The sequence below is a fragment of the Pseudomonas sp. S44 genome (assembly GCF_016624805.1).
Taxonomy (GTDB): Bacteria; Pseudomonadota; Gammaproteobacteria; order Pseudomonadales; family Pseudomonadaceae; genus Aquipseudomonas; species Aquipseudomonas machongensis.
Genome location: NZ_JACVTY010000003.1, coordinates 168,750 through 192,312, shown reverse-complemented (window position 1 = coordinate 192,312; position 23,563 = coordinate 168,750). Strand labels below are relative to the sequence as shown.

General features: G+C 58.9%; 24 protein-coding genes, 1 tRNA gene and 2 pseudogenes. 8 read left to right on the top strand and 19 right to left on the bottom strand.

Annotated elements, in window-relative coordinates; genetic code table 11:
- The first annotated feature begins 24 nt into the window (after positions 1-24).
- The 4 genes from IAE40_RS04990 (at position 25) to IAE40_RS04975 (ending at position 3,012) form a co-directional block, all read left to right on the top strand.
- Positions 25-372 (top strand): metalloregulator ArsR/SmtB family transcription factor, encoded by a 348-nt coding sequence (locus IAE40_RS04990; RefSeq protein WP_063541527.1) that lies wholly within the window; start codon positions 25-27, stop codon positions 370-372.
- 18 nt (positions 373-390) lie between these two features.
- The gene (locus tag IAE40_RS04985; RefSeq protein ID WP_153773950.1) at positions 391-1,674 is read left to right on the top strand and encodes an arsenic transporter; all 1,284 of its coding nucleotides are present in this window, start codon (positions 391-393) and stop codon (positions 1,672-1,674) included.
- Between the two features lie 27 nt (positions 1,675-1,701).
- Positions 1,702-2,172, top strand: a complete 471-nt coding sequence (locus IAE40_RS04980) for an arsenate reductase ArsC (RefSeq protein ID WP_200602765.1) — start codon at positions 1,702-1,704, stop codon at positions 2,170-2,172.
- A 186-nt stretch (positions 2,173-2,358) separates the two neighbouring features.
- Positions 2,359-3,012 (top strand): glycosyltransferase family 25 protein, encoded by a 654-nt coding sequence (locus IAE40_RS04975; RefSeq protein WP_153773952.1) that lies wholly within the window; start codon positions 2,359-2,361, stop codon positions 3,010-3,012.
- Here the strand turns inward: IAE40_RS04975 and IAE40_RS25695 are convergent.
- Positions 2,995-3,265, bottom strand: a pseudogene (locus IAE40_RS25695) (Arm DNA-binding domain-containing protein); the annotation flags it as partial. The gene IAE40_RS04975 and the pseudogene IAE40_RS25695 overlap by 18 nt on opposite strands.
- Positions 3,266-3,331: 66 nt before the next feature.
- On the opposite strand from IAE40_RS25695, the gene IAE40_RS04970 reads away from it, so the two are divergent.
- Positions 3,332-3,571 carry a type II toxin-antitoxin system RelB/DinJ family antitoxin gene (locus IAE40_RS04970; protein ID WP_200602764.1) on the top strand — a complete coding sequence of 80 codons (240 nt, stop codon included), beginning with the start codon at positions 3,332-3,334 and terminating at the stop codon, positions 3,569-3,571.
- Positions 3,561-3,859: pseudogene (locus IAE40_RS04965) on the top strand (type II toxin-antitoxin system RelE family toxin). Before IAE40_RS04970 ends, IAE40_RS04965 begins: the two are co-directional and overlap by 11 nt.
- A gap of 203 nt (positions 3,860-4,062) precedes the next feature.
- Here the strand turns inward: IAE40_RS04965 and IAE40_RS04960 are convergent.
- The 13 genes from IAE40_RS04960 to IAE40_RS04900 form a co-directional block, all read right to left on the bottom strand.
- Positions 4,063-4,947, bottom strand: a complete 885-nt coding sequence (locus IAE40_RS04960) for a DUF4231 domain-containing protein (RefSeq protein ID WP_200602763.1) — start codon at positions 4,945-4,947, stop codon at positions 4,063-4,065.
- Positions 4,944-7,529, bottom strand: a complete 2,586-nt coding sequence (locus IAE40_RS04955) for a TIR domain-containing protein (RefSeq protein WP_200602762.1) — start codon at positions 7,527-7,529, stop codon at positions 4,944-4,946. Before IAE40_RS04955 ends, IAE40_RS04960 begins: the two co-directional genes overlap by 4 nt.
- Positions 7,530-8,622: 1,093 nt before the next feature.
- Positions 8,623-8,698, bottom strand: a tRNA-Thr gene (locus IAE40_RS04950).
- Positions 8,699-8,795: 97 nt separating this feature from the next.
- Positions 8,796-9,050 carry a hypothetical protein gene (locus IAE40_RS04945; RefSeq protein ID WP_226938352.1) on the bottom strand — a complete coding sequence of 85 codons (255 nt, stop codon included), beginning with the start codon at positions 9,048-9,050 and terminating at the stop codon, positions 8,796-8,798.
- Positions 9,051-9,071: 21 nt separating this feature from the next.
- Positions 9,072-9,452 carry a hypothetical protein gene (locus tag IAE40_RS04940; protein WP_200602761.1) on the bottom strand — a complete coding sequence of 127 codons (381 nt, stop codon included), beginning with the start codon at positions 9,450-9,452 and terminating at the stop codon, positions 9,072-9,074.
- A gap of 18 nt (positions 9,453-9,470) precedes the next feature.
- A complete protein-coding gene (locus IAE40_RS04935; RefSeq protein ID WP_043211003.1) occupies positions 9,471-9,677 on the bottom strand; it encodes a helix-turn-helix domain-containing protein in 207 nt (68 codons plus the stop codon).
- A 9-nt stretch (positions 9,678-9,686) separates the two neighbouring features.
- Positions 9,687-10,265 (bottom strand): hypothetical protein, encoded by a 579-nt coding sequence (locus IAE40_RS04930; RefSeq protein ID WP_054895538.1) that lies wholly within the window; start codon positions 10,263-10,265, stop codon positions 9,687-9,689.
- A 281-nt stretch (positions 10,266-10,546) separates the two neighbouring features.
- On the bottom strand, positions 10,547-10,720 hold the full coding sequence (locus IAE40_RS04925) for a hypothetical protein (RefSeq protein WP_200602760.1): 174 nt from the start codon (positions 10,718-10,720) through the stop codon (positions 10,547-10,549).
- A 23-nt stretch (positions 10,721-10,743) separates the two neighbouring features.
- A complete protein-coding gene (locus IAE40_RS04920) occupies positions 10,744-11,961 on the bottom strand; it encodes a methyltransferase (RefSeq protein WP_200602759.1) in 1,218 nt (405 codons plus the stop codon).
- A gap of 117 nt (positions 11,962-12,078) precedes the next feature.
- On the bottom strand, positions 12,079-12,768 hold the full coding sequence (locus IAE40_RS04915) for an ABC transporter permease (protein ID WP_125931221.1): 690 nt from the start codon (positions 12,766-12,768) through the stop codon (positions 12,079-12,081).
- The gene (locus IAE40_RS04910) at positions 12,765-13,460 is read right to left on the bottom strand and encodes an ABC transporter permease (protein ID WP_063541434.1); all 696 of its coding nucleotides are present in this window, start codon (positions 13,458-13,460) and stop codon (positions 12,765-12,767) included. The genes IAE40_RS04915 and IAE40_RS04910 overlap by 4 nt, the downstream gene beginning before the upstream one ends.
- Before the next feature lie 57 nt (positions 13,461-13,517).
- A complete protein-coding gene (locus IAE40_RS04905; RefSeq protein ID WP_054895292.1) occupies positions 13,518-14,270 on the bottom strand; it encodes an ABC transporter substrate-binding protein in 753 nt (250 codons plus the stop codon).
- Positions 14,271-14,282: 12 nt separating this feature from the next.
- A complete protein-coding gene (locus IAE40_RS04900) occupies positions 14,283-15,056 on the bottom strand; it encodes an ABC transporter ATP-binding protein (protein WP_065863893.1) in 774 nt (257 codons plus the stop codon).
- 643 nt (positions 15,057-15,699) lie between these two features.
- On the opposite strand from IAE40_RS04900, the gene gabP reads away from it, so the two are divergent.
- Positions 15,700-17,088, top strand: a complete 1,389-nt coding sequence (gene gabP / locus IAE40_RS04895) for a GABA permease (protein ID WP_054895290.1) — start codon at positions 15,700-15,702, stop codon at positions 17,086-17,088.
- 77 nt (positions 17,089-17,165) lie between these two features.
- Here gabP and trmL read toward each other — a convergent pair whose 3' ends face one another.
- Positions 17,166-17,621: a tRNA (uridine(34)/cytosine(34)/5-carboxymethylaminomethyluridine(34)-2'-O)-methyltransferase TrmL gene (trmL, locus tag IAE40_RS04890; protein ID WP_112899365.1), complete on the bottom strand. Its 456-nt coding sequence runs from the start codon at positions 17,619-17,621 to the stop codon at positions 17,166-17,168.
- On the opposite strand from trmL, the gene IAE40_RS04885 reads away from it, so the two are divergent.
- Entirely contained in the window at positions 17,620-18,057 is a 438-nt protein-coding gene (locus IAE40_RS04885) for a hypothetical protein (RefSeq protein ID WP_125931223.1), read from the top strand. The two genes, trmL and IAE40_RS04885, sit on opposite strands and share 2 nt — an antisense overlap.
- A gap of 578 nt (positions 18,058-18,635) precedes the next feature.
- Here IAE40_RS04885 and ntrC read toward each other — a convergent pair.
- The 4 genes from ntrC to glnA form a co-directional block, all read right to left on the bottom strand.
- A complete protein-coding gene (ntrC, locus tag IAE40_RS04880; protein WP_063541426.1) occupies positions 18,636-20,072 on the bottom strand; it encodes a nitrogen regulation protein NR(I) in 1,437 nt (478 codons plus the stop codon).
- Entirely contained in the window at positions 20,069-21,154 is a 1,086-nt protein-coding gene (glnL, locus tag IAE40_RS04875) for a nitrogen regulation protein NR(II) (protein ID WP_063541424.1), read from the bottom strand. The genes ntrC and glnL overlap by 4 nt, the downstream gene beginning before the upstream one ends.
- A gap of 263 nt (positions 21,155-21,417) precedes the next feature.
- Entirely contained in the window at positions 21,418-21,960 is a 543-nt protein-coding gene (locus IAE40_RS04870) for a chorismate mutase (protein ID WP_112899363.1), read from the bottom strand.
- A 151-nt stretch (positions 21,961-22,111) separates the two neighbouring features.
- A complete protein-coding gene (gene glnA / locus IAE40_RS04865; RefSeq protein ID WP_065863890.1) occupies positions 22,112-23,518 on the bottom strand; it encodes a glutamate--ammonia ligase in 1,407 nt (468 codons plus the stop codon).
- Positions 23,519-23,563 lie beyond the last annotated feature (45 nt).

Sequence of the window (23,563 nt, the reverse complement as noted above, 5' to 3'; positions counted from 1 at the left end):
TTTCCATATGTTCAGGTGCCTCCCATGATCACCCCCACCCAGGTCTTCAAGTCCCTCGCCGACGAGACCCGCGTTCGCGCCACCTTGCTGATCGCCCGCCTTGGCGAACTGTGTGTGTGCGAGCTGATGTGCGCCCTCGACGACAGCCAGCCGAAAATCAGCCGCCACCTCGCCCAGTTGCGCAGCGCCGGCCTGTTGCTGGACCGCCGCCAGGGGCAGTGGGTGTACTACCGCCTCAACCCTGAGCTGCCCGCCTGGGTCAGCGAGCTGTTGCAAGTCACCGCCCAGGCCAATGCCGCCTGGCTCCAGGACAACATCGCCCGCCTGCAGCACATGGACGATCGCCCCGTCCGTGCCGCTGCCGGCTGCTGAGTGGACGAGGACCTGCCGATGCTGATCGCTGCCTGCGTCTTCGTCTTCACCCTCATCCTGGTCATCTGGCAGCCCAAGGGGCTCGGTGTTGGCTGGAGCGCCAGTTTCGGCGCACTGCTGGCGCTGCTGTTCGGCGCGGTGTCGTTGCACGACATACCCGCCGTCTGGGCGATCATCTGGAATGCCACGGCCACCTTCATCGCCATCATCATCGTCAGCCTGCTGCTCGACGAGGCCGGCTTCTTCGAGTGGTCCGCCCTGCATGTGGCGCGCTGGGCCCGCGGCAGCGGACGCCGCCTGTTCGCCTTCATCGTGCTGCTGGGCGCCGCAGTTTCTGCTCTGTTCGCCAACGACGGCGCCGCGCTGATCCTCACCCCCATCGTCATGTCGATGCTGCTGGCGCTGCGCTTCTCGCCCGGCGCGACCCTGGCCTTCGTCATGGCCGCAGGCTTCATCGCCGACACCGCCAGCCTGCCGCTGGTGGTGTCGAACCTGGTGAACATCGTCTCGGCCGACTACTTCGGGCTGGGCTTCAGCACCTACGCCTCGGTGATGCTGCCGGTCAACCTGGTGGCCGTGGCCGCCACGCTGCTGGTGCTGTTCCTGTACTTCCGGCGCGACATCCCGGCGCGCTATGCCCTGGATGACCTCAAGGCCCCCGCCCTGGCAATCCGCGACCGCGCGACCTTCCGCGTCGGCTGGGTGGTATTGCTGGCGCTGCTGGTGGGCCTGTTCGTGCTCGAGCCGCTGGGCATCCCAGTCAGCGCCGTGGCCGCCGCCTGCGCCGCCGTGCTGTTCGCCGTCGCCGCCCGTGGCCACGTGATCTCCACCCGCCGCGTGCTGCGCGAAGCGCCCTGGCAGATCGTGGTGTTCTCGCTGGGCATGTACCTGGTGGTGTACGGCCTGCGCAACGCCGGCATGACCGACGCCCTAGCCAGCGTGCTCGACCGCCTCGCGGCCCACGGCCTGTGGGCAGCCACCCTCGGCACCGGCCTGATCGCGGCGTTGCTGTCGTCGGTGATGAACAACCTGCCCAGCGTGCTGGTCGGCGCCCTGTCGATCCAGGCCAGCGGCGCCGAAGGGCTGGTGCGCGACGCGATGATCTACGCCAACGTCATCGGCTGCGACCTCGGCCCGAAAATCACCCCCATCGGCAGCCTCGCCACGTTGCTCTGGCTGCACGTGCTGGCACGCAAAGGCATGCGCATCACCTGGGGGTACTACTTCAAGGTCGGCATCCTGCTGACCCTGCCGGTGCTGCTGATCACCCTTTCCGCCCTGGCGCTGCGCCTGGGCCTTTGAAAACCGCCACGCGGCGGGGAGCGAGCGATGCGAATCCTGTTCATGTGCACGGCCAACAGCTGTCGCAGCATTTTGTGCGAAGCCCTGTTCAACCACCTCGCCCCGCAAGGCTACGAAGCCATCAGCGCCGGCAGCTTCCCACGAGGCCAGGTGCTGCCGCGCAGCCTGCAGACCCTGCAGCAAGCCGGCATCGCCGTCGATGGCCTGAGCAGCAAAGGCAACGAAGCCTTCGAAGGCAACCCGCCAGACATCGTCATCACCGTCTGCGACAAGGCCGCTGGCGAAGCGTGCCCGGTGTACTTCGGCCCGGCGCTCAAGGCCCACTGGGGGTTGGAAGACCCTTCCGACGTGGTGGGCGACGACGCCACGATCGACGCCGCGTTCCGGGCGACCCTGGCGCATATTCAACGGCGTTTCGAGGCGTTCTTTGCGCTGCGTCCGGATACCCTCGACCGTGATCAGCTCAAGCGCGAGCTGGACCGCATCGGCACGCTCTGAGGAGGGACCACGTCAGACATCCTGCCCAACCTCGACCGGTCGCTGTTCGACGACCTGCCCGGACAGCCGCTGGATGCGCCCAGGTAGACAAAGCAAGCATGGCTTTGTGATATCAGATTCTCCCGATATTATTGCCGCTCTATTCAGCACCACCATATGACAGGCAGTAGTTGAAGGGATTGATTGGTGGGCAGGATTCATTTCGATGTTGACGCCGTCTATTGCATCTCGCTCGATGCACGGAGTGACAGGCGTGAGTTGTTCAGGAAGAGCATTGGCAAGGTGCTCGACAACCAAGTGATATTTCATGTCGTGCAGAAGCACGGCGACCCCAAGCGCGGCTGCTACGAGTCGCACCAGCAACTCGCCCAGCGCGCGCTCGAGGAGGGCCTGGAGCGGATTCTGATTTTTGAAGATGACGTGATGCCCTACGAGCTGAAAGCCTCGAGGATCGCCTGGGTGAACCGCTTCATGCGTAGCCATCGATTCGAGGCCTTGCACCTCGGCTACAGCATGGGCCGAACCTGGTTAACCTGGTTCCCGTTCATTGCCCGGGGCCGCGTGGTGGCCCTTCATGCATACGTGCTGTCACGCAAAGGTTGCGCCATCCTGGCCCAGACACCGTACGACGGCACGCCCGTGGATGTGATGTTCAAGCGACGGATCCGGCAACACTGTGTGTTCCCGATGATGTTTCGCCAGCATGCCGCCGCTGTTACGGGGAGCGACCTTGAGGACGTGGTGAAGAATGAAGACGACTGGTGGGAGCGTAACTGGCGCAAGCACTGGCGTTCACCGTTGAAGAACTTCTGGCGCACTGTGTTGCGTTTGGATTTCTGACTGGAGGGGGATGGGATCCATGCCGTTGGCGAGCCGCTGTTTGATCTCGAAGCGCTTGCGGCGTGCCGTCCCGATCCCGACCACTGGATAGCTGCCAAGGGCGGTCAGGCCTTCGCGGCCGTTGGGGTTTCACGTACCTGAGCCGCCAGCCTTTGCGGCCGTTGGGTTGCACAAGGAGGTAGAGACCGTCGCCGTCGAAGAGCTTGTACTCGCGCTCTCTGGGCTTTTTCCTTCGTCGGCTTGTGCTCCTAAGCCACTTCTCTGGTGCCCGGAATTACGTCACTGTAAAGACCATTGTCATTACAGTGAGCAAGCCACCATGGCCTCCATCAATGTTCGTATCGACGACGATCTCAAAATCCGAGCCTATCGTGAGCTTGAGCGGTTGGGTGTTACACCCTCCGAGCTTATGCGCCAAGCATTGCAGTACGTCGCCGAGCGCGGGCAGCTGCCTTTTAAACCTGTCCTCATGACCGATGAGGATGAGGCGCTGCTAGCGACCGTTCGCAAGCGCCTTGCCGATCCTCAGCGAGTGAAGGTTTCTCTGGATGACCTATAGCCTTGAGTTCGATGCGCGAGCGCTAAAGGAATGGCAAACGCTGGGGGATACAGTCCGGCAGCAACTCAAGAAAAACTCGTCTCGGTTTTACTGAATCCGAGGATCGAAGCGAACCGGCTGCATAGCTTGCCGGACTGCTACAAGATCAAGCTGCGCAGCAGCGGCTACCGATTGGTCTACCAGGTGATCGATCAGGAGGTTGTTGTTTTTGTGGTAGCTGTGGATAAGCGCGAACGAGAACAGGCTTATCGCAAGGCGGCAGAGCGAATGGTAGGTAAAACGTCATAACGAACAAATTGCCAAAGGGCGGGTTGTGGTGGCGTTGGGGGTATTCGTTGGTATGCAGCGGGTCTGGATGCGGCACCAGGAGTCGAAGCTGATCTAATTGCTTGATTTTTATGACTTTTTCTGCGCAATTAAAATAATGTTATCTCTTTAACTATCCCGTGAACAATTCGGGGGCATGGTCACTGCACGAAGTAAGCTGGAAATTAAATTTTTGTGATATATCCACGTTTAGCCGCCCATTGAGTATGTTCACGTGAAAATAACGACTCTGCATCATTGACAAAATCAGAAAGACTTTCTCGGTTAGAAATGTCATGTATGTCTGAGTGTAGAAGCTCGATTTCACTGTGAGTTAGTGAATAGGCTGCGGCAAGCTCGCTGTATTTTCTCGACTCGATCCAGCCAATGAGAGCTGTTGAAAGCGCAATAAGTAAGCCGGTAATTGGTAGTGTGGAGCTTGTCTCAGTCTCTTGCCAAGCAGAGCAGGAAACTGCAAGCAGATTACAGATAAGAAATGCTAAAAAAAAGACTTTAGACATCGAAGCGTTATGCTTTGCTTTTTCTGAATACCATTTAAGTTGGGGGTTGAGCCTATTTTTGATGTAGGTGGTAAATTTATCCGCCGCTATGTGTTCAGCATGACTGACGCTTGAGAGTAAAGGATCATTTTCGTCTAGATGGAATCTGCGCGAACCAATTAGGTTGTTACTTTCAAGGCATGCTGCCTCTAAACGCTCTCGTAGCAAAAGATGGTGCTCCGCACCAGAGTTATTAAAAGGGGCCGCGCTCATTGTGTAGCGCCATACTAGACTTTTAACTGTTTCTGATAGGGATCTTGCGGCATACCACTTTTCTTCGAGTGAGAGTTTTTTGGTGATTATCGCCAGTAAGATACTTGTTGATAAAAGAGCGGTCTTAGGATATAGGCCGGTCAGCCACTCTATTTTAAAAGTATCAACGCCTGCTGCTGTGACTAAAATAAATAGGTTAGCTATTAGCAAGGCGCGGCTTGCCCTTTGGTATGCAAATGAGCTTTTACTGGCTTGCTTATGAATGGCAGGGTATTGGGGATTAAATTCCATACTCATTTTTTGTTGTCCAGCATCTTGGATCTTTTGTCGAGATCTTGCAGTTGCAGCTTTTCCATAGGGAGGCTCAGATAAGAAGAAATTTTTTGCTTATCTCGATACTCAACCGGGAACATGTATATGTGCTGGATCACAATCTCTTTCAGTATTCGATCGCAGACTATATTGCCTTTGAATTCATTAGCCAATCGTTCGAGTGCCTCATGATCAACTTTTTTGTGGAAGTCTAATTCTATCGCTTGGTTTATAAGCTTGATAGCCGGTGTTGGTGTTTCTGATTCGATGGCGCGGTAAATCTCTTCTGCTTCTACACAGCCTGTAGAACTAGCAATTTTTCTTACAACTGCATAGATAGCACTATATGTAAAGAGAAGAAATGCGCCTCGTGCTTCCTTCTCAATTGCAAGATTAGTTTGGGATGGATTTTCCCGAATTTGCTGTGCAATTGTTTGTATTACCTCTTCTTTTGCGATGTCTGATATGTCTATGAAAAATTGCAGGAATCTCAGTCCACAATCGTATGACTCTTTTAGTAGAGTCGACAGTTCCGATTTGTTGAGCGATGCATGACGGTTTCGTACAATCTGCCCAATGAGCTCCGAACCTTTGAAAACCTTATTAATGTTTGCAAACAGACTATTATCATCGCGATCCTCAGGTTGAGGGCCTGTTATATCGATTTCGTTTTCTTGTTCAGCCTCTAATGAATGTTGATGCTTTTCCCGTTCTTCCTGGATTTTTCTTTCCTCAATCACCAATTTTGGAATTTCTTTCAGAAACTCTTCTAAGAATGCGGTGTCTTGAGCTTGTAATGTTGCCGGCGTATGATCGCTGAATAGCTGCATTAGGCACATTTCGATCTCATCGAGGATCCAGCTCTCCTTTGTATGATGAGTGATAAAAATTATGATATTCGCGTAGTCTTCCCGATGGAGGCCTTCTAGAAGCTTCTTAATCTCTGTTTTTATAAGCTCACTTTTGCTAAATGAGTCAGCTATTTTTTTTGCTGCGAAGAAGTAGTATATGTATGGATATTTAAATGAAACTAGATTTTCCTTGGAGGATAAAATGTTACATTTATGGAGGTCTTCAGTAACTTTGGTGCGGTCGACGCTTAAATACTCTTGCGCGTAGCCATCATAAAACTCCGCTAGGGCGTTTGTCGTGAAGGCTTTTCCTTCATTCTTGTACTGAGCCCATGCGAACTCAGTCATTACATTCATGTATTTGTCTATTTCTTTTTGCTTGATGTCTATCCTTTCTAGTGCTTGATAAACTAAGCTTTGATAGCAGTGGCCATGTGATGTCATGTCCAGGCGTTGCGATGTATAAGCTTCAAGCATTTGAAGTATAGATAGAATAAAAATGGGCTTCGATGGGATGAGCTTTTTTCGTATAATTGAGTTTATTTTTGTAGTTATTTCGTCGCATTCTTTGTACATCTCTGCTTCATCCAGAGATTCCTCGACACCCAGTGAGACCCATCGCTCGATAAGTTTGGCACGTTTGAAATTGCCGAAGTCATTTATTTGGTAGATGTCGAAAATTTCCAGCTCTTCGTGATCTGGCATTACGTATCTAAATGTATCTTTAGCAAAAAATACCAACGTGGAATATGTGGATTTTAAAGAGGAGACTAGCTGGTCGAAATGTTTCTTGTTTAGACCGTGTAGATGTATGTCGTCGATAATTATGGTGATGTTTTGTGCCAAAAACTCTTTGAGTTGGCCTGTAAGTTTGTACTGTTCGCCTAAGCGCTTCTCAATGAGTGCGCTGATGTTGGCAGAGCGCACCTCGCAGCCATTTATATAAACGGCTAGACGGCCCGATTCATAAATTTGACGGCACAGAAATTTTGCAAGAGAGGTTTTCCCCGCTTGCTCTTCTCCGACAATAATAGATAAGTCTGAGTCTTTGATTAAGCTGTTTGCGTTTATGCTTCTTCTGATTTTGCTAGTAAAATTCTTATTAACAACAAGAAGGTCAGGCGCTACGTATATTTTACTGAGCTTAACCTTGTCTACAACACGGTGCGCTAATGTAACTTCTGTATCGTCTAGCCAATGCTCATGGGGTTCTGAGAAGTCGGGTTTTGTGTCATTCTTAGTCACTAATTCATTCATCGGCCTAGCCTCTGAGTATTCGGCGATTGCTGAACGTAAACCTTCGACTACATTTTTCCATGCTTCATCTTTATCTTGCCATTTGTTTACAGGTGTTCTATCTGTAGGTAATCCTTGCAGCTCTTCTATAATTGAGCCTTTTACATCTGTGACACGGATGTATACCGGAATTACTCTGGCGAGCTTTAACTTATGTCTCTCCAGTGCTGTACCCATCTCTTTGTCGTAGCAGTATTCGGAACAAATGAAATCAGGGCTAACCAACAGTAAAACAATATCTGCGGCCTCAAGGTTCTTATCGATTTCATTTCGCCATGAACTGCCTCCAGTAATTTTCCTATCCGTCCATGTAGATATTTCACCTTGTCGTTGCATGTTGGTTAAATATTTTACAAGGTTATCGTGAAATTCTTGATCTTCATGGCTGTAGCTGATAAAGACTTTTACTGAAGGAGCCATTTTTTTTCCTGTTCACAAAGCGGTTTTTATACTGTCAATGGCTCGAAAGGCTTTGAGTTTCCTAATGGAGCCTCTATGGCTTTAGTCTAATATTTGTAAGCTTGTTTTAGAGAACTTGCCTGCAGCAGTGATTTTATAGGCAAGTATGATATGGTGCGCAACGCGGCCTTCTGATTACGTTCAGTGCGGACTAAATGATTCAGCAAGTCGTATTCGAGAAATTCAAGCTTTCGGCAGGCTTGATAGGGCGCTTCTATGATCGCTGAAACTATTGTCCTCATGACTACGCTATCCACTGCGAATCGATATGCCATTTTCTGCCCCATCCGGTGGGCTTAAAGGGAATGCTGTCAGTATGACATTATCAGCGTGAAGAAAAAAAGCACCGTGATTGATGACGGTTGGGCACTCAACCCCCTCCATCCGTTACCGGTGGGCGGTTGGAGGCTGCATTGACTGACGAGACCAGTGCCGCGAGATCCTGAGCAGGGTGAATGCAGCAATGCGATGACCGGGGCATGCCTGACTGTCAGTCAGGTGCAGTCCATTCCTTGGTCTGCGGCACCATCATCTGCATGGCTGTTGCTGGTGACATCGGCGTTTGTCACGCCATTTGTCACGAGGGGAATTGCCGCTGAGCCATGTGCGATCAGGGCTGCAGCAGTGTCAGGAGCGCCCGTCTCTTTCCAGTGAAAGAGACGGGCGCAGGTTGGCGCACGCGAAATGGCCAAGCGGATAGGTTGCTGCTGAGCAGATGGGTAGGGTGGTTGCCGCAGGGGCAACGATTTTGAGTTGGCATCCATCACATGGGTAGTGACCGTACGAGCTGCCGGACGCGAATCGTACTTGCGGGTGAACCACCGCGGGAGCGGCGTGGCCTTTAAGGTTCGGGTCACCTGGGGTGCTGTCATCGACAGCTCTTGCGACTCACGGTCTACGCCTGTGGACTACCGTGGAAGGTCAGGCCTTTGCAGCCATTGGGTTAGACAGACAGAGACCGAATATCAGTGGAGCCCCAAAACGAAAAAACCCGCCAAAAGGCGGGTTTTTCGGGGGTTCCAGAGATTTTGAAAGCCTTCTATGGAACCTTGAATGGTGCCGGCACCAGGAATCGAACCCGGGACCTACTGATTACAAGTCAGTTGCTCTACCATCTGAGCTATACCGGCACAGGGGCGTCATTATAGCGATCGGTTGGCTGCTGTAAACCACTTCCTTGCATTCAACGCGAAATCGCCTAAGTCACCGCCCCAAAAGGAGAAAATCCTACCAGCCGCGGTGGATGGTGTTGACGCTCGGTTCAGGCTCTGCGGGGTTGAAAAACAGCTTGTGGTTGTCGCAACCGCGCTTGCGGCAGCGGTCGTCCACTCGCAGGGGCAGGCCGCGGTCGCCGCCGAGCTGCATGCCGGGGGTTTCCCAGTCCAGGTTCGAAGTCCTTGGGGTGTAGCTGCTGCTACTGCTGGAGCAACCGCTCAGGGCCAGGCCAAGGGCCAGAAGGGTGAAAGGCGTGGTGTATTTCACGTGTCGAAATCCGTTCATCTATCAATCTGGGTTGCGAATGCGCTGGATGGTGCCACCGCAGGCCATGTAGCAGCTGTCGTAATCGCGGCCGCAACTGTAGCTGGACGAGCTGCCGAATGGGTAGCTCGGCTGGTAGCAGTTGTGACGCGCTTCCTTCTTGCTCTTGCCGGTCTTGCAGTACTGGTAGGCGCGCATTTCGGCCTGGTACAGGGCGCGCTGGCTGTTTTCTTCCAGACGCCCCAGTTGCTGGCAATGCCTGCGCTCGCTCGAGCAGTTGTTGATGCAGTTCATGCCATGCGCGCTAGGCGGTGGCGAATACCTATACGTGTAACTCGGGCCGCAGCCGCTGATCAGCCAGGTGGCCAGCAGTACGGCGAGTAAACCTTTGTGGGGCAAATACATGGGTGTTGCAGTCCTTGATCATTCCTCGCTGAACTCCAGCAGGTCGCCGGGTTGGCAGTTCAGCGCGCGACACAGCTTCTCGAGGGTTTCGATCTTGAAGCCCTTGATCTTGCCGTTCTTCAGCAGCGACAGGTTCGCTTCCGTTATGCCGATGATTTCCGCCAGGTCCTTGGAACGGATCTTGTTCCGGGCCATGACGACGTCGAGGCGGATGATTATCGGCATAAGGGGTGGCTAGACATAACAGTTGTGTTCATCGCTGATGGTCTTGGCGTCACGCATGAGCAGCGAGAAGGCGCAGAGCAGAATGCCTTTCATGATCTCGTAGACAGCCTCGGATGATACACCGATCGACACGCTGAAGCTCCTTTCGCCAGCAGGCAGGTCGATGGCCAGTGCCAGGCCCTCGAAGGTGCCGATCAGCGACCAGAGCAGCGGCGAGCCGATGCACAGCAGGCCGACCCACCAGAGCAGGCGGATGTTGGGCAGGGTCCAGGTCTGGCCCTTGGACAGGCGCATGAAGAAGATGCCGGTCAGCAGCAGGGCGAATGCCGAGATGGCGGTGGGAATCAGGTCGAGGAAGAACACCAGGCCGATCGCCAGATGAGACGGTTGGTAGCCTTCGGCCAGGAGCAGCGGCATCTGGTCGCCGTAGGCCTGCAGGTAGGCGGAAACCATGGTGGGGTAGTCGAGCAGCCAGAGCAGCGGCGTGCCGCCGAACTCGACGGCAGCGGTGGTCCAGGCCAGAAGGGCGGCCAGGGCGCCGATGGTGCGCAATCGGGAGCGCGCATAGGCGACGGATCTACTGTTCATGGGGTGCCTCCGTACAGTGATGAACGGGGCGGATTATTCTTGATAAATTATCGTAATACAATAATTTATTTTGCTGTAATGACTTTTGCGACGCTTTGCCGCAGTGGGATCTTGAACCAGGTGTGGGAGCGGGTTTACCCGCGAAAAAGACACCGCGCTGCCTGGCACGGGCTGCGCCCGTGTTCGCGGGACAAGACCGCTCCTACAGGGTTTAGGCAGGCCTTTAGGATTCTGAGCAAGACAGTTGCTGCAAGGGGCTTGCGCCGGACCCGGGATTTGGCTTATGCACAACCGGCATGCAGGTGCTGCGCGAAAGGCATGCCGAAGCGCTGCGCCGTTGGTCTTTGCGCAAAGGCCTGTTTTTGCTGGTGTTCGCTTACTGAAGGAAATAAGCGAAGCGCGTGAAATAGCCAGTGGATCCAATAAACCGTGAATTTCATCACAAGCTTGTTCACAGACTTATCCACAGGTTTTCCGGCTAGTTTCGCTCGCCCAGCAGCAGCAGGTTTCGGGGTGTCAGTGGGTAGTCGCAGAACACACCCAGGCGCACGTTGTAGCCGTTTTCCTGAAGAAACAGCGCACGATCGAGTACCAACCACAACTCCAGCGGGCGACGGAACAGGTTGCGCAGCAGTTCGAGGTTGCGCACTTGCGCCAGTCGTTGCCAGCCAGCGGCCTCCAGGGCGGCCCAGTCGGGGTTGCCGTTCAAAGGCACTTCGCGTAATGCGGCAAGGTCGCGGCAGTAGTCTTCGAAGGATTTTTCCAGCCAGGCCGTGGGCAACGAGGGCGTGGGCAGGTAGTCGTCGGTCTGTCGTTGCTGGCGTTGCAGCAGGTCGAAGCCCAGGCGGCGGGCCATCGAGGTGTCGCGCTGGCGACGGGTGCGGGCGCTGGAGGTGACGGCTTCGCTCAGCGGCAGGCCCAGGTCGGTGATGCTCAGGTGCAACTGCGAGGCTTGCGCGGGGCCCGACAGGGCCTGGTAGTGCTCGGCCTGGATACGGTTGTAGCAGCATGGGGCGACGGCGATCTGCCGGCAGCCTCGGGCGCTGGCCAGTTGCAGCAGGCGTACGTGCAGGTCGCCGCAGGCGTGCAGGGCGACCACGCTCTTGTCGACATCCAGGTGATGGGCGCTGTCGCTGGCCATCACGTCCTGCTGCACGTGGCTGGCGCGCAGGTGGTGATGGTCGCTGAGGGCTTGGCCGGCGCTGACCAGTGCGGCGTCATATTCCAGGCAGGTGAGCTGCTGGCCGGGTTGCAGCAGGCGACGGCCCAGGTGGCCCTTGCCGGAGCACCAGTCCAGCCAGTGGTGGGTGGGCTGGCTGAAGCTCAGGTGGCTGCCGAAGGCTTCGATCTGCTGCCACTTGCGGCCGGGGACGTGGACGTTCAGGCGGTGACCGCCCGGTGACAGTGGTGCCAAGGGCAGTTCGCCGACGTTCGACAGTTGCAGGGCCTGCTGCGCGAGCTGCGGGAAGGGCGCGGGGGCCGGCAACTGTTCGAGGTGATGCTCGGCGGCCTCGGCCTGCTCCAGCGTGCGGTTGCGCAACCACTGGGCGAGTTCGGGATAGCGGGATTCCCATTCCAGGTGCAGGGCGGTAAAGGGCCGGGGTTTCCACAGGGATTCGTGCTGGAGCAGGAACTGGTCCAGGGCCTGGAAGCGCGCGCTCAGTTGATCGGGGTGGAGGAATGGGGTCGAGGGCATGGAGGGTGGTCGGTGGTGAGGCCTTCGCGGGCAAGCCCGCTCCTACAACAACCCCCCAATCATGCAGGGCAGCTGTGGTAGCGGACTTGCCCGCGAAAAGGTCAGCTCGGTTTCAGCTCACCGCCCCTGGCAGGCGTCGACGCGCAACCAGCGCTCGAGCAGCTTGAAGCCCTGCACCAGGACGAACGAAATCAACAAGTAGAACACGCCCGCGGCAAAGAAGATCTCCACCGGCAGGTAGGTGCGGGCGATGATCGTGCGGGCCATGCCGGTCAGTTCCAGCAGGGTCACGGTGCTGGCCAGGGCGCTGGCCTTGAGCATCAGGATCACTTCGTTGCTGTAGGCCGGCAGGCCGATGCGCGCGGCGCGCGGCAGCATGATGTAGAACAGCGCCTTGCCCCGCGACATGCCCAGCGCGCGCGCCGCCTCGATCTCGCCTTTGGGGATCGCCTGCAGCGCACCGCGCAGGATCTCGGCGATGTAGGCGGCGGTGTGCAGGGTCATGGTCAGTACGGTGCACCAGAACGGATCGCGCAGGTACGGCCACAGCGAGCTGCTGCGCACCAGGTCGAACTGCGCCAGGCCGTAGTACACCAGGAACAATTGCACCAGCAGCGGCGTGCCGCGGAAGAAGAAGATGTAGCCGTAGGGCAGGGCGCGTACGTACCAGTGGCGCGAGGAGCGGGCGATGCCCAGCGGGATGGCCAGGATCAGCCCGGCGATCACCGCGATGGCCACCAGCTCCAGGGTCAGGGTCGCGCCCTGGGCCAGGCGTGGCAGCCACTTGATGATGACTTCCCAGTTCATTGCGCGGCCCTCATGAAGCCGCGAGCGGCGCGTTTTTCAAGGAAGTGCATGCCGGTCATGGCAACGATGGTCAGGCACAGGTAGATGCACGCGGCGACGGCGTAGAAGGTGAACGGTTCCTTGGTCACGGTCACGCCGATCTGCGCGTGGCGCATGATTTCTTCGAGGCCGATCACCGACACCAGCGCCGTGTCCTTCATCAGGATCATGAACAGGTTGCCCAGGCCCGGCAGGGCCACGCGCCACATCTGCGGCAGGATGATCCGCGAAAGGATGCGCCCCTTCGACAGCCCCAGTGCCAGGCCCGCTTCACGGTGGCCCTTGGGGATCGCCAGGATCGCGCCGCGGAACACTTCCGTGGCGTAGGCGCCGAAGCACAGCCCCAGGGCGATTACGCCGGCGGCGAAGGCGCTGAGCTCGAGGCCGGGCATGTTCAGGGCATCGCCGAGGCTGCTCATCAGCCCGACGGTGCCGAAATAGATCAGCAGGACCCACAGCAGTTCGGGCACGCCGCGAACCAGGGTCGAGTAGGTGCCGCCAAGCCATTGCAGTGGCTTGATCGGCGAGGTCTTGGCCAGCGCGCCGAGCAGTCCAAGGACCAGCCCCAGCAGCAAGGCACAGAGCGCCAGTTTTACGGTCATCAGGGTGCCAGCCAACATGGCCGGACCGAATCCGTGCAGGTCGATATTCATGGGCAGGGTGCGTTCAAGGGACCGGCACCGCGCAGCGGCGGTGCCGGTCGGGGCGTATCAGTAGATGCTGAACGGGAAGTACTTGTCGTTGATCTTCTTGTACGTTCCGTCGGCGATGATTTCCTTCAGAGCAGCGTTCAGCTTCTCACGCAGCGGGTCGCCTTTACGCACGGCGATACCGATCTTGTCGCTCTCTTCCACCGGGTCGCCCTTGAACTCGTAGTTCTGGCCGTCCTTGCTCTTGAGCCACTCGTACTGCACGTACTTGTCGGCCAGGATGCCGTCGATGCGGCCGGCGATCAGGTCCAGGTAGGCGTTTTCCTGGGTGTCGTAGAGCTTCACGTCGACATCGCTGCCGTAGTGGTCTTCCAGCCAGGTGCCGGCCAGGGTGGCGCGCTGGGTGCCGATGGTCTTGCCCTTGAGCGAAGCCTTGTCGGTCTTGAAGTCAGCGTTCTTCGGCGCGATGAACTGCAGCTTGTTGGAGTAGTAGGGGTCGGTGAAGTCCACGGCCTGCTTGCGCTCGTCGGTGATCGACAGCGACGACACCAGGAAATCGAACTTCTTGGCGTTCAGGGCGGGGATGATGCCGTCCCAATCGGATGTCACGACCGAGCACTCGACTTTCATCTTGGCGCACAGGGCGTCGCCGATGTCCTTGTCGAAGCCGACCACGTTGCCGCTGGCATCCTTGTTGTTGAACGGCGGGTAGGCCGCCTCGATACCCATGCGCAGTTTTTCCGCGGCCAGGGCGTTGGCCGACATCACCAGCGTGGCGGCAGCGGCCAGGAGGAATTTCTTGTAGGTCTGCATGTGTTGCTCCGTTTAGCGGTGGCTGGACATGAATTGCTTGCAACGCGCCGAGGTCGGGTTTTCGAAGACCTGTTGCGGCGATCCTTGCTCTTCCACGAGGCCCTGGTGCAGGAAGACCACTTCACTGGACACCTGGCGGGCAAAGTTCATCTCGTGCGTTACCAGCAGCATGGTACGGCCTTCGTCGGCCAGTGCGCGGATAACGTTAAGCACTTCCTGGACCATTTCCGGATCGAGCGCCGAAGTCGGCTCGTCGAACAGGATGACCTTGGGCTTCATGGCCAGGGTGCGGGCGATGGCGGCGCGCTGCTGCTGGCCACCGGAAAGCTGGGCGGGATAGCTGTGACGCTTGTCGTAGATGCCGACCTTGTTGAGCAGCGCCTCGGCCGCTTCGATGGCCTCGGCCTTGCTCTGGCCGAGCACGCGGCGCGGCGCCTCGATGATGTTGTCGAGGATCGACATGTGCGGCCACAGGTTGAAATTCTGGAAGACGAAGCCGATTTCGCTGCGCAGACGGTTGATCTGGCGGTTGTCGGCGGCGATCAGGTCGCCGGTCTTGGTGGCCTTGAGCTTGAGCGCTTCGCCGGCGACGAGGATTTCACCCTGGTGCGGGTTCTCGAGCAGGTTGATGCAGCGCAGCAGGGTGGACTTGCCGGAACCGGACGAACCGAGGATCGAGATCACGTCACCGTCGCGCGCGGTCAGCGAAATGCCCTTGAGAATTTCCTGATCGCCGTAGCGTTTGTGCAGATTGCGGATTTCCAGCGCGGGCGTGGCCTGGGCCATGTGCGGTCCTCATGTGTTCGGGTGCGTTCCCAGCTGTTGGCGGCCTTCCTGGCGAGCGCAACGCTAGCATAGCGGCGTAATGGCGGCCAACCGGGTCGCAGCGGGCTCGGGTCGTTGGCGGGACAGTTTGTCGCATCGCTGCAGTGCAACGTCGCGCGGATGTCCACAATGCGGTGCGCTTGGCGCCGGAGCCTTGATGAAAAAAGGCGCGATGGTGCCAGTTTTGGGCAAGGGAGGGAAGCAGTTTTGGTTTACCCAATGGCGCGGCCCCCGCTCAATCCGTAGGAGCGGGCTTGCCCGCGAAGGCCACACCCCCGACTCAAGGTTGCACACCAAGGTTGCACCTTTTATGCCCCCGATCGGTGCAAAGGTGTTACCAAGGACTACCTTTAGTGCATTTGTAAGTGGGTATTTCAGTAATGCACACTTGGCCCGCGAGCCTCGATGGGCATTCGGTCAAACCCTGGCCAAATGCTCGCAAGGCCCCGCCATTCGGGACTGAGACATTATTCAGACGAATGATTTTCCGCGCTGGCGCACTTATTGCCAGCTGGAAAGCGCCGATTGCCAAGGCGTCTAAATCAACCCCTGGCGCGCTTCGTTATCAGCAATCGGGTGGTCCACTCCTTACAAAGGTAGTTTTATGAGCGGTAAGCACAATTCCAATGACCTCGCTCAGGGGCTCAAACAACGGCATGTCACCATGCTGTCCATTGCTGGCGTCATCGGCGCCGGTCTGTTCGTCGGCTCCGGCCACGCCATTGCCGCAGCCGGCCCGGCGGTCCTGCTCGCCTATGCCGCTGCCGGTACCCTCGTGGTGCTGGTGATGCGCATGCTCGGCGAAATGGCCGTCGCCTCGCCCGACACCGGTTCGTTCTCGACCTACGCCGACCGCGCCATCGGGCGCTGGGCCGGTTTCACCATCGGCTGGCTGTACTGGTGGTTCTGGGTGCTGGTGATCCCACTTGAGGCCAACGCCGCTGCAGCGATCCTGCATGCCTGGTTCCCGGCGGTCGACCTGTGGGCGTTCTCGCTGGTCATCACCCTGGCGCTGACCATCACCAACCTGTTCAGCGTGAAGAACTACGGCGAGTTCGAGTTCTGGTTCGCCCTGCTCAAGGTGCTGGCGATCATCGCCTTCATCGTCGTCGGCTGCGCGGCCATGTTCGGCATGGTGCCGGGCAGCCAGGTCAGCGGCGTCAGCCACCTGTTCGATACCCAGGGCTTCATGCCCAATGGCCTTGGGGCAGTGCTGGCAGCCATGCTGACCACCATGTTCTCGTTCATGGGCACTGAAATCGTCACCATCGCGGCCGCCGAGTCGAAGGATCCAGGCAAGCAGATCAGCCGTGCGACCAACTCGGTGATCTGGCGCATCTGCCTGTTCTATCTGGTGTCGATCTTCCTGGTCGTGGCCATGGTGCCGTGGAACGATCCGACCCTGGCGGAAAAAGGCTCCTACCAGACCGTCCTGAGCCTGATCGGCGTGCCCAATGCCAAGCTGATCGTCGACATCGTCGTGCTGATCGCGGTGACCAGCTGCCTGAACTCGGCGCTGTACACCTCTTCGCGCATGCTGTTCTCCCTCAGCAAGCGTGGCGACGCACCCGCCGTGGCCCAGCGCACCACCAAGGCGGGCACCCCGCACTGGGCGGTCATGCTGTCGACCGCTGCGGCCTTCCTGTGCGTGTTCGCCAACTTCGTCGCCCCGGCCCAGGTGTTCGAGTTCCTGCTGGCCAGCTCCGGCGCCATTGCGCTACTGGTGTACCTGGTGATCGCCGTTTCCCAGCTGCGCATGCGTGCCCAGCGTGAAGCGCGCGGCGAGAAGATCTCGTTCAAGATGTGGCTGTTCCCGGGGCTGACCTGGGCGACCATCGCCTTCATCGTGGCTGTGCTGGTGGTGATGGCGCTGCGTGAAGATCACCGGATCGAGATCATCGCGACGGCCTTGCTGAGCATCGCCGTAGTGGCGGCTGGCCTCCTGCTGCACCGCAAACGCGGTGCTGCCGGGCAGGTGGCGCTGGATAACTGATCCGCACCGCGTAAATGAAAAGGCCGCGTCCAGTGAGGGACGCGGCCTTTTTCATGGGCGGCGAATCGCGATCCTGCTCAGGCGAAGCCTTGTTGGCGCCAGGCCTCGTATACCGTGACGGCCACGGTATTGGACAGGTTCAGGCTGCGGCACCCGGGGCGCATCGGCAGGCGCAGGCGTTGCTCGGCGGGCAGGCTGTCCAGCACCTCGGCGGGCAGGCCGCGGCTTTCAGGGCCGAACAGGAAGGCATCGCCTGGCTGGTAGGCCACTTCATGGAAGGGGTGCGAGGCCTTGGTAGTGAAGGCGAACAGGCGCGGTTGTCCCAGGCTTTGCAGGCATGCTTCGAGGCTCTCGTGGCGCTTGAGCGTGGCATACTCGTGATAATCCAGCCCCGCACGACGCAGGCGCTTGTCGTCCAGCTCGAAGCCGATCGGCTCGATCAGGTGCAGGTCGCAGCCGCTGTTGGCACAGAGGCGGATGATATTGCCGGTGTTCGGCGGAATTTCTGGTTGAAAGAGGATGACGTGAAACATGCACGGCTCCAGGCACGAAGATGACGAGCATTCTACCCTCGAACCGGACCCGCGTTCGAAGGCTTGGCCACGGGTGTTGCTGTCGATGGCGATCGTCGGCGTGATGGTAGGGCTGATGATCGGTCGCCTGACTGCCCCCGAAGATCGTGTGCTCGAGCGCGTTGAGGCGGTTCAGGACGGCCTTGACCTGTGGTTCAACGCAGAGCCCAGGCTGCATGGCGAGAACGTCGAAGGTACGGTGGCTGTGGTGTTCCAGGCCGAGGGCAAGGCCCAGCGTGGGCAGTTGAGCCTGCAGGGCAAGCCGGTGGGCTGGCGTTTGCAGCAGAGCGAGGAAGGGCTGGTGCTGACGGTGGTGGCCGCGCGTCCCCTGAGCGGTACGTGGGCCGCTGCAGAGGACGCTGGGCGCTGGCGGGTGCAGGTGAGGCTGCACGAATAAAAGAGGGGATGTCTCGGCCTGCCTGTACCAAGGTCCCCAAAACGGGCGATGTTGCGAATAAAAGAGGGAGTCCCGGCCTGCCTGTACCGAGGTCCCCGAAACGGGCGATGTTGCGAATAAAAGAGGGAGTCCCGGCCTGCCTGTACCGAGGTCCCCGAAACGGGCGGTGTTGCGAATAAAAGAGGGGATATCCCGGCCTGCCTGTACCGAGGCCCCCGAAACTGGAGATACAGTACCTATTGCAGGGGGCGTGCCAGTTTTGAAAGGCCCGGAAATACTGGGCTTTCAGGGCGGTTTTGCGGGGATTGGAGGGAATTTGTGCCTTGCCGAGGTGCGAGTGGCACAGGATCGGTGCATGAGGGGAGCGTGCGGCGGAGACTTGTAGAAGCTGCTTGCCTGCGAAGCAAGCACCGCGGTGCATGGCACGGGCTACGCCCGTGTTCGCGGGACAAGTCGGGGCGCCGAACCGCCGCCCCCACAGGGATTGGGCTGGTCTTTAGATTTTGAGCAAGACAGTTGCCCCTACAGGAGCTGGGCTTGCTTCTGGATCGGATGAGCGCAGCGCGACGCGTCAGTCGTCAGTGATCCTCACCCTCATCGTCATCCCCGCCATCGACCTTCATCCCCAGCTCCTTGATCTTGCGGGTCAGGGTGTTGCGCCCCCATCCCAGCAGCACTGCGGCATCGCGGCGGCGTCCGGCGGTGTGCTTGAGCGCGGTCTCGATCATGATCCGTTCGAAGCTCGGCACGGCGCTGTCGAGCAGGTTCGACTGCCCGCGCGCCAGGGCCTGGTCGGCCCACTGGCGCAGTGCCTGCTCCCAGTTGGTGACCGGTGCGGCATCGTGCGGCAGGTTGAGCAGCTCTGGCGGCAGGTCGCCGATCAGCACTTCGCGGCTCGAGGCCATCACCGTGATCCAGCGGCAGGTGTTCTCCAGCTGACGCACGTTGCCAGGCCATGGCAGGTTGCGCATGAACTCCTCGGTTTCCGGCTTCAGCAGCTTGGGCTCGACCGCCAGCTCCCGCGCCGCACGGCCCAGGAAGTGGCGGGCGAGGGCCGGGATGTCCTCGCGCCGGTCAGCCAGGCGCGGGATGTGGATGCGGATCACGTTGAGGCGGTGGAACAGGTCTTCACGGAACTTGCCGGCCTGTACCAGCGATTCCAGGTTCTGGTGCGTCGCGGCGATGATGCGCACGTCCACCTTCACCGGCACGTGGCCACCGACCCGATAGAACTCGCCATCGGCCAGCACGCGCAGCAGGCGGGTCTGGGTGTCGGCAGGCATGTCGCCGATCTCGTCGAGGAACAAGGTGCCGCCGTCAGCCTGTTCGAAGCGTCCGCGCCGCTGGTTGGCCGCGCCGGTGAAGGCGCCTTTCTCGTGGCCGAACAGCTCGGACTCCATCAGGTCCTTGGGGATCGCCGCCATGTTCAGCGCGATGAACGGCGAAGCCGCACGCGGGCTGTGGCGGTGCAGAGCGTGGGCGACCAGTTCCTTGCCGGTGCCGGACTCGCCGTTGATCAGCACGGTGATGTTGGAATGGCTCAGCCGGCCGATGGCGCGAAACACCTCCTGCATCGCCGGTGCCTCGCCGATGATCTCGGGCGTGCGGGCGAGTACGGGCGGCGCTTCGAGCGCCTGCTGTTCCTGGGCGTGCTGGTTGGCGCGCTTGACCAGCGACACCGCCTCATCGACGTCGAACGGCTTGGGCAGGTACTCGAAGGCACCCCCTTGGTAGGACGCCACCGCGCTGTCCAGATCGGAGTGGGCGGTCATGATGATCACCGGCAGGCGCGGGTGCTGTTCGCGAATCTGCGCGAGCAGGTCCAGGCCGCTGGCGCCAGGCATGCGGATGTCGGAGATGATCACGTCCGGCTGCTGCCGGGCCAGGCGGCCCATGACCCCGTCGGCACTGTCGAAGCTCTGGGTGGTCATGCCCTCTTGTTGCAGGGCTTTTTCCAGGACCCAGCGGATGGAGCGATCATCGTCGACGATCCACACGGTTTCACTACGGCTCATGGGGCTGTGGCTCCTTGTTCCAGGGGCAGGAAGATCGAGAAGGTGGTATGGCCGGCATGGCTTTCACACTCGATCAGGCCCTGATGCTGACTGATGATGTTCTGGGTAATGGCCAGCCCGAGCCCGGTACCGTCCGGGCGCCCGCTGACCATGGGATAGAAGAGGGTGTCCTGCAGTTCTGCGGGAATACCGGGGCCGTTATCGATGATCTCGACCCGTGCCACCAGCCTGTGGCGCACATGGCCGATGGTGAACTGGCGCACCGCGCGGGTGCGCAGGGTGATGCGGCCCAGGCGCAGCTCGTTCTGCCCGCTGATTGCCTGCATGGCGTTGCGCACGATATTGAGTACGGCCTGGATCATCTGCTCGCGGTCGATCAGCACGTCCGGCAGGCTCGGGTCGTAATCGCGCACCAGGGTGATGCCGCCCTGGCTTTCGGCCTCCACCAGGCTGCAGACACGCTCGAGCACTTCGTGCACGTTGGTCATCGACAGCGACGGCAGCTTGTTCGAACCAAGCATGCGGTCGACCAGGTTACGCAGGCGGTCGGCTTCTTCGATGATGACGTTGGTGTAGTCGCGCAGACCGTCTTCGGGCAACTCGCGGGCCAGCAACTGCGCTGCGCCACGGATGCCGCCGAGCGGGTTCTTGATCTCGTGGGCGAGGCCGCGCACCAGCATCTTGGTGGTTTCCTGCTTGCTCAGTTGCGCCTCTTCCTTGGTGATGCGCAGCAGGCGGTCGCGCGGGTGGACTTCGAGCAGCAGCAGGGTGTTGCCCTGGTGCAGGATCGGCGTCACGGCGTAGTCGACGGTGATGCTCTGGCCGGTCAACGAGGTCAGTTGGGCTTCGCGCTTGGTGAACGGGTGCGCCTGTTCCACGGCCTGGCGCAGGGAATTGAGCGCCTCGGTCGATTCGGTGAACAGCTCACTGATGAACTGGCCATGGCTGCGCTGGCCGCTGACGGCCAGGAGCATTTCCGCTGCCGGGTTCATGTACTCAAGGCGCAGGTCGCTGTTGAGCAGCAAGGTGGCAGTGGTCAGGTTGTCCAGGAGCAGACGGTGCTGTGCATCGCTGATGGTCATGGTGCGTGGTTGACCTCTTTTGGCGCTGTTCTGGCACATGGCGCCCCTGGCTCGACCAGGGGCGGGCACGCTGGTAATCCGCTGATAGCCTGAAAATGCAAGAAACAAACCAAGGCTCCGAAAAGAAGCGGAATTGCCCGATAAAGCGCTGGATATGCGCAAAATCGGCTCAGAAAAGCCTGGTTTACCGATTCTCCTGACCTAATTTGGGGTGCATTGCGGGGCGTTCAGCGGTTTTGTGCACCAATATAGAGCATAGAGCGTCAGGGGCGTTGGCACAGGTTGGCGGTCGCCCTGATCAGGAACAGGCGACGTGGGGCATCTGTAGTCCTCGATGCAATCGCTTCAGCCAGGGCTTCGCTGCAGCGCTGCGGACGTTGTTGGTCGAACTCGGCCAGTGCATCGAGCAACCGGTCCTGGAGCTGATCCAGTATGGGGCGGATCTCGCTGGCGAGGTCCTGGCGCGGAATATCAGGCGCTTGATGTTGCAGGTGCCACTGGTTGAGCAGGTGGTACTGCCTGAGCTTGTTGGCTTCTATCTGATCGGCAAAGAACTGTTCGGCACGGTCGGCGCTCAATCGATGGGCACTGGCTGCCTGGCCGACCTTGGCCAGTACCTGTTGCTCACGTGGGCTGTCTTGAACCGGTTGGTGGCGATCCCATTTATGCAGTGCGACAGCCTGGGCGATTTCCAGTCGCTGTTCGATGCTGTCGAGCAGGGGATCGAAGGGGGAGCGGGGCTCGTTGGCATTCACGCAAGCGGACAGCCCTGCGATGCAGGAGAAGGTGATAAATGAACGACGCATGGGAGTCTCCATGGGGTTGGAGCCTCTGAGTCTCGCAGCAATTTTACTAACCTTCTAGTAGGAAGGTTCTGTAAATTCTGGATGTGAAAACGCAAACGGCCTCCCGAAGGAGGCCGTTCTCTAGACGGTCACGGCGCAGGCGCCGCGCACATCAAACGCTGTAGTACAGGTCGTATTCCAGCGGGTGAACGAAGGTACGGACCTTGATCTCTTCTTCGGACTTCAGCTCGATGTAGGCGTCGATGAAGTCGTCGGAGAACACGCCGCCCTTGGTCAGGAACGCACGGCCCTTGTCCAGCTCTTCCAGGGCTTCTTTCAGGCTACCGCAAACCTGTGGGATCTCTTTGGCCTCTTCAGGCGGCAGGTCGTACAGGTTCTTGTCGGCGGCATCGCCTGGGTGGATCTTGTTCTGGATACCGTCCAGGCCGGCCATCAGCAGTGCAGCGAAGCACAGGTACGGGTTGGCAGCCGGGTCCGGGAAGCGCGCTTCGATGCGGCGGGCTTTCGGGCTGGAAACGTAAGGGATACGGATCGAGGCCGAGCGGTTGCGGGCCGAGTAGGCCAGCATGACTGGGGCTTCGAAGCCTGGTACCAGACGCTTGTAGGAGTTGGTAGCCGGGTTGGTGAAGCCGTTCAGGGCCTTACCGTGCTTGATGATACCGCCGATGAAGTACAGGGCGGTGTCGGACAGGCCGGCATAGCCTTCGCCGGAGAAGGTGTTCTTGCCGTCCTTGGAGATCGACATGTGAACGTGCATGCCCGAGCCGTTGTCGCCGTACAGTGGCTTCGGCATGAAGGTTGCGGTCTTGCCATAGGCGTCGGCAACGTTGTGCACGCAGTACTTCAGGGTCTGGACTTCGTCAGCCTTGGTGACCAGGGTGTTGAACTTCACACCGATCTCGTTCTGGCCGGCAGTCGCCACTTCGTGGTGGTGAACTTCGATGACCAGGCCCATTTCTTCCATGGCGTTGCACATGGCGGTACGGATTTCGTGGTCGTGGTCGCACGGCGGAACCGGGAAGTAGCCGCCTTTGACGGCAGGGCGGTGGCCCTTGTTGCCGCCTTCGACGTCCTGGTCGGTCATCCAGGAGCCTTGTTCGGAGTAGATCTTGAACATCGAGCCGGAGATGTCCGACTTGAACTTGACCTGGTCGAAGATGAAGAACTCAGGCTCTGGGCCGACGAACACGGTGTCGCCGATGCCGGTGGTCTTCAGGAACTCTTCGGCACGCTTGGCGATGGCGCGTGGGTCGCGGTCGTAGCCTTGCATGGTGGACGGCTCGATCACGTCGCAGACCAGGATCAGGGTCGGCTCTTCGGTGAACGGGTCGAGCACGGCGGACGAGTCGTCCGGCAGCAGGATCATGTCGGAAGCTTCGATGCCTTTCCAGCCCTCGATGGAGGAGCCGTCGAACATCTTGCCAGCTTCGAAGAAGTCTTCATCCAGCGCATCGCGAGCCGGCATGGTGACGTGGTGCTGTTTGCCTTTGGTGTCCGTGAAACGCAGATCAATCCACTTGACGTCATGATCTTTGATGAGTTGAACCGACTTCGACATGTTGTCCTCCGGATGGTCTAGGGTGCGCTTGGCCGCTGCCCTGGA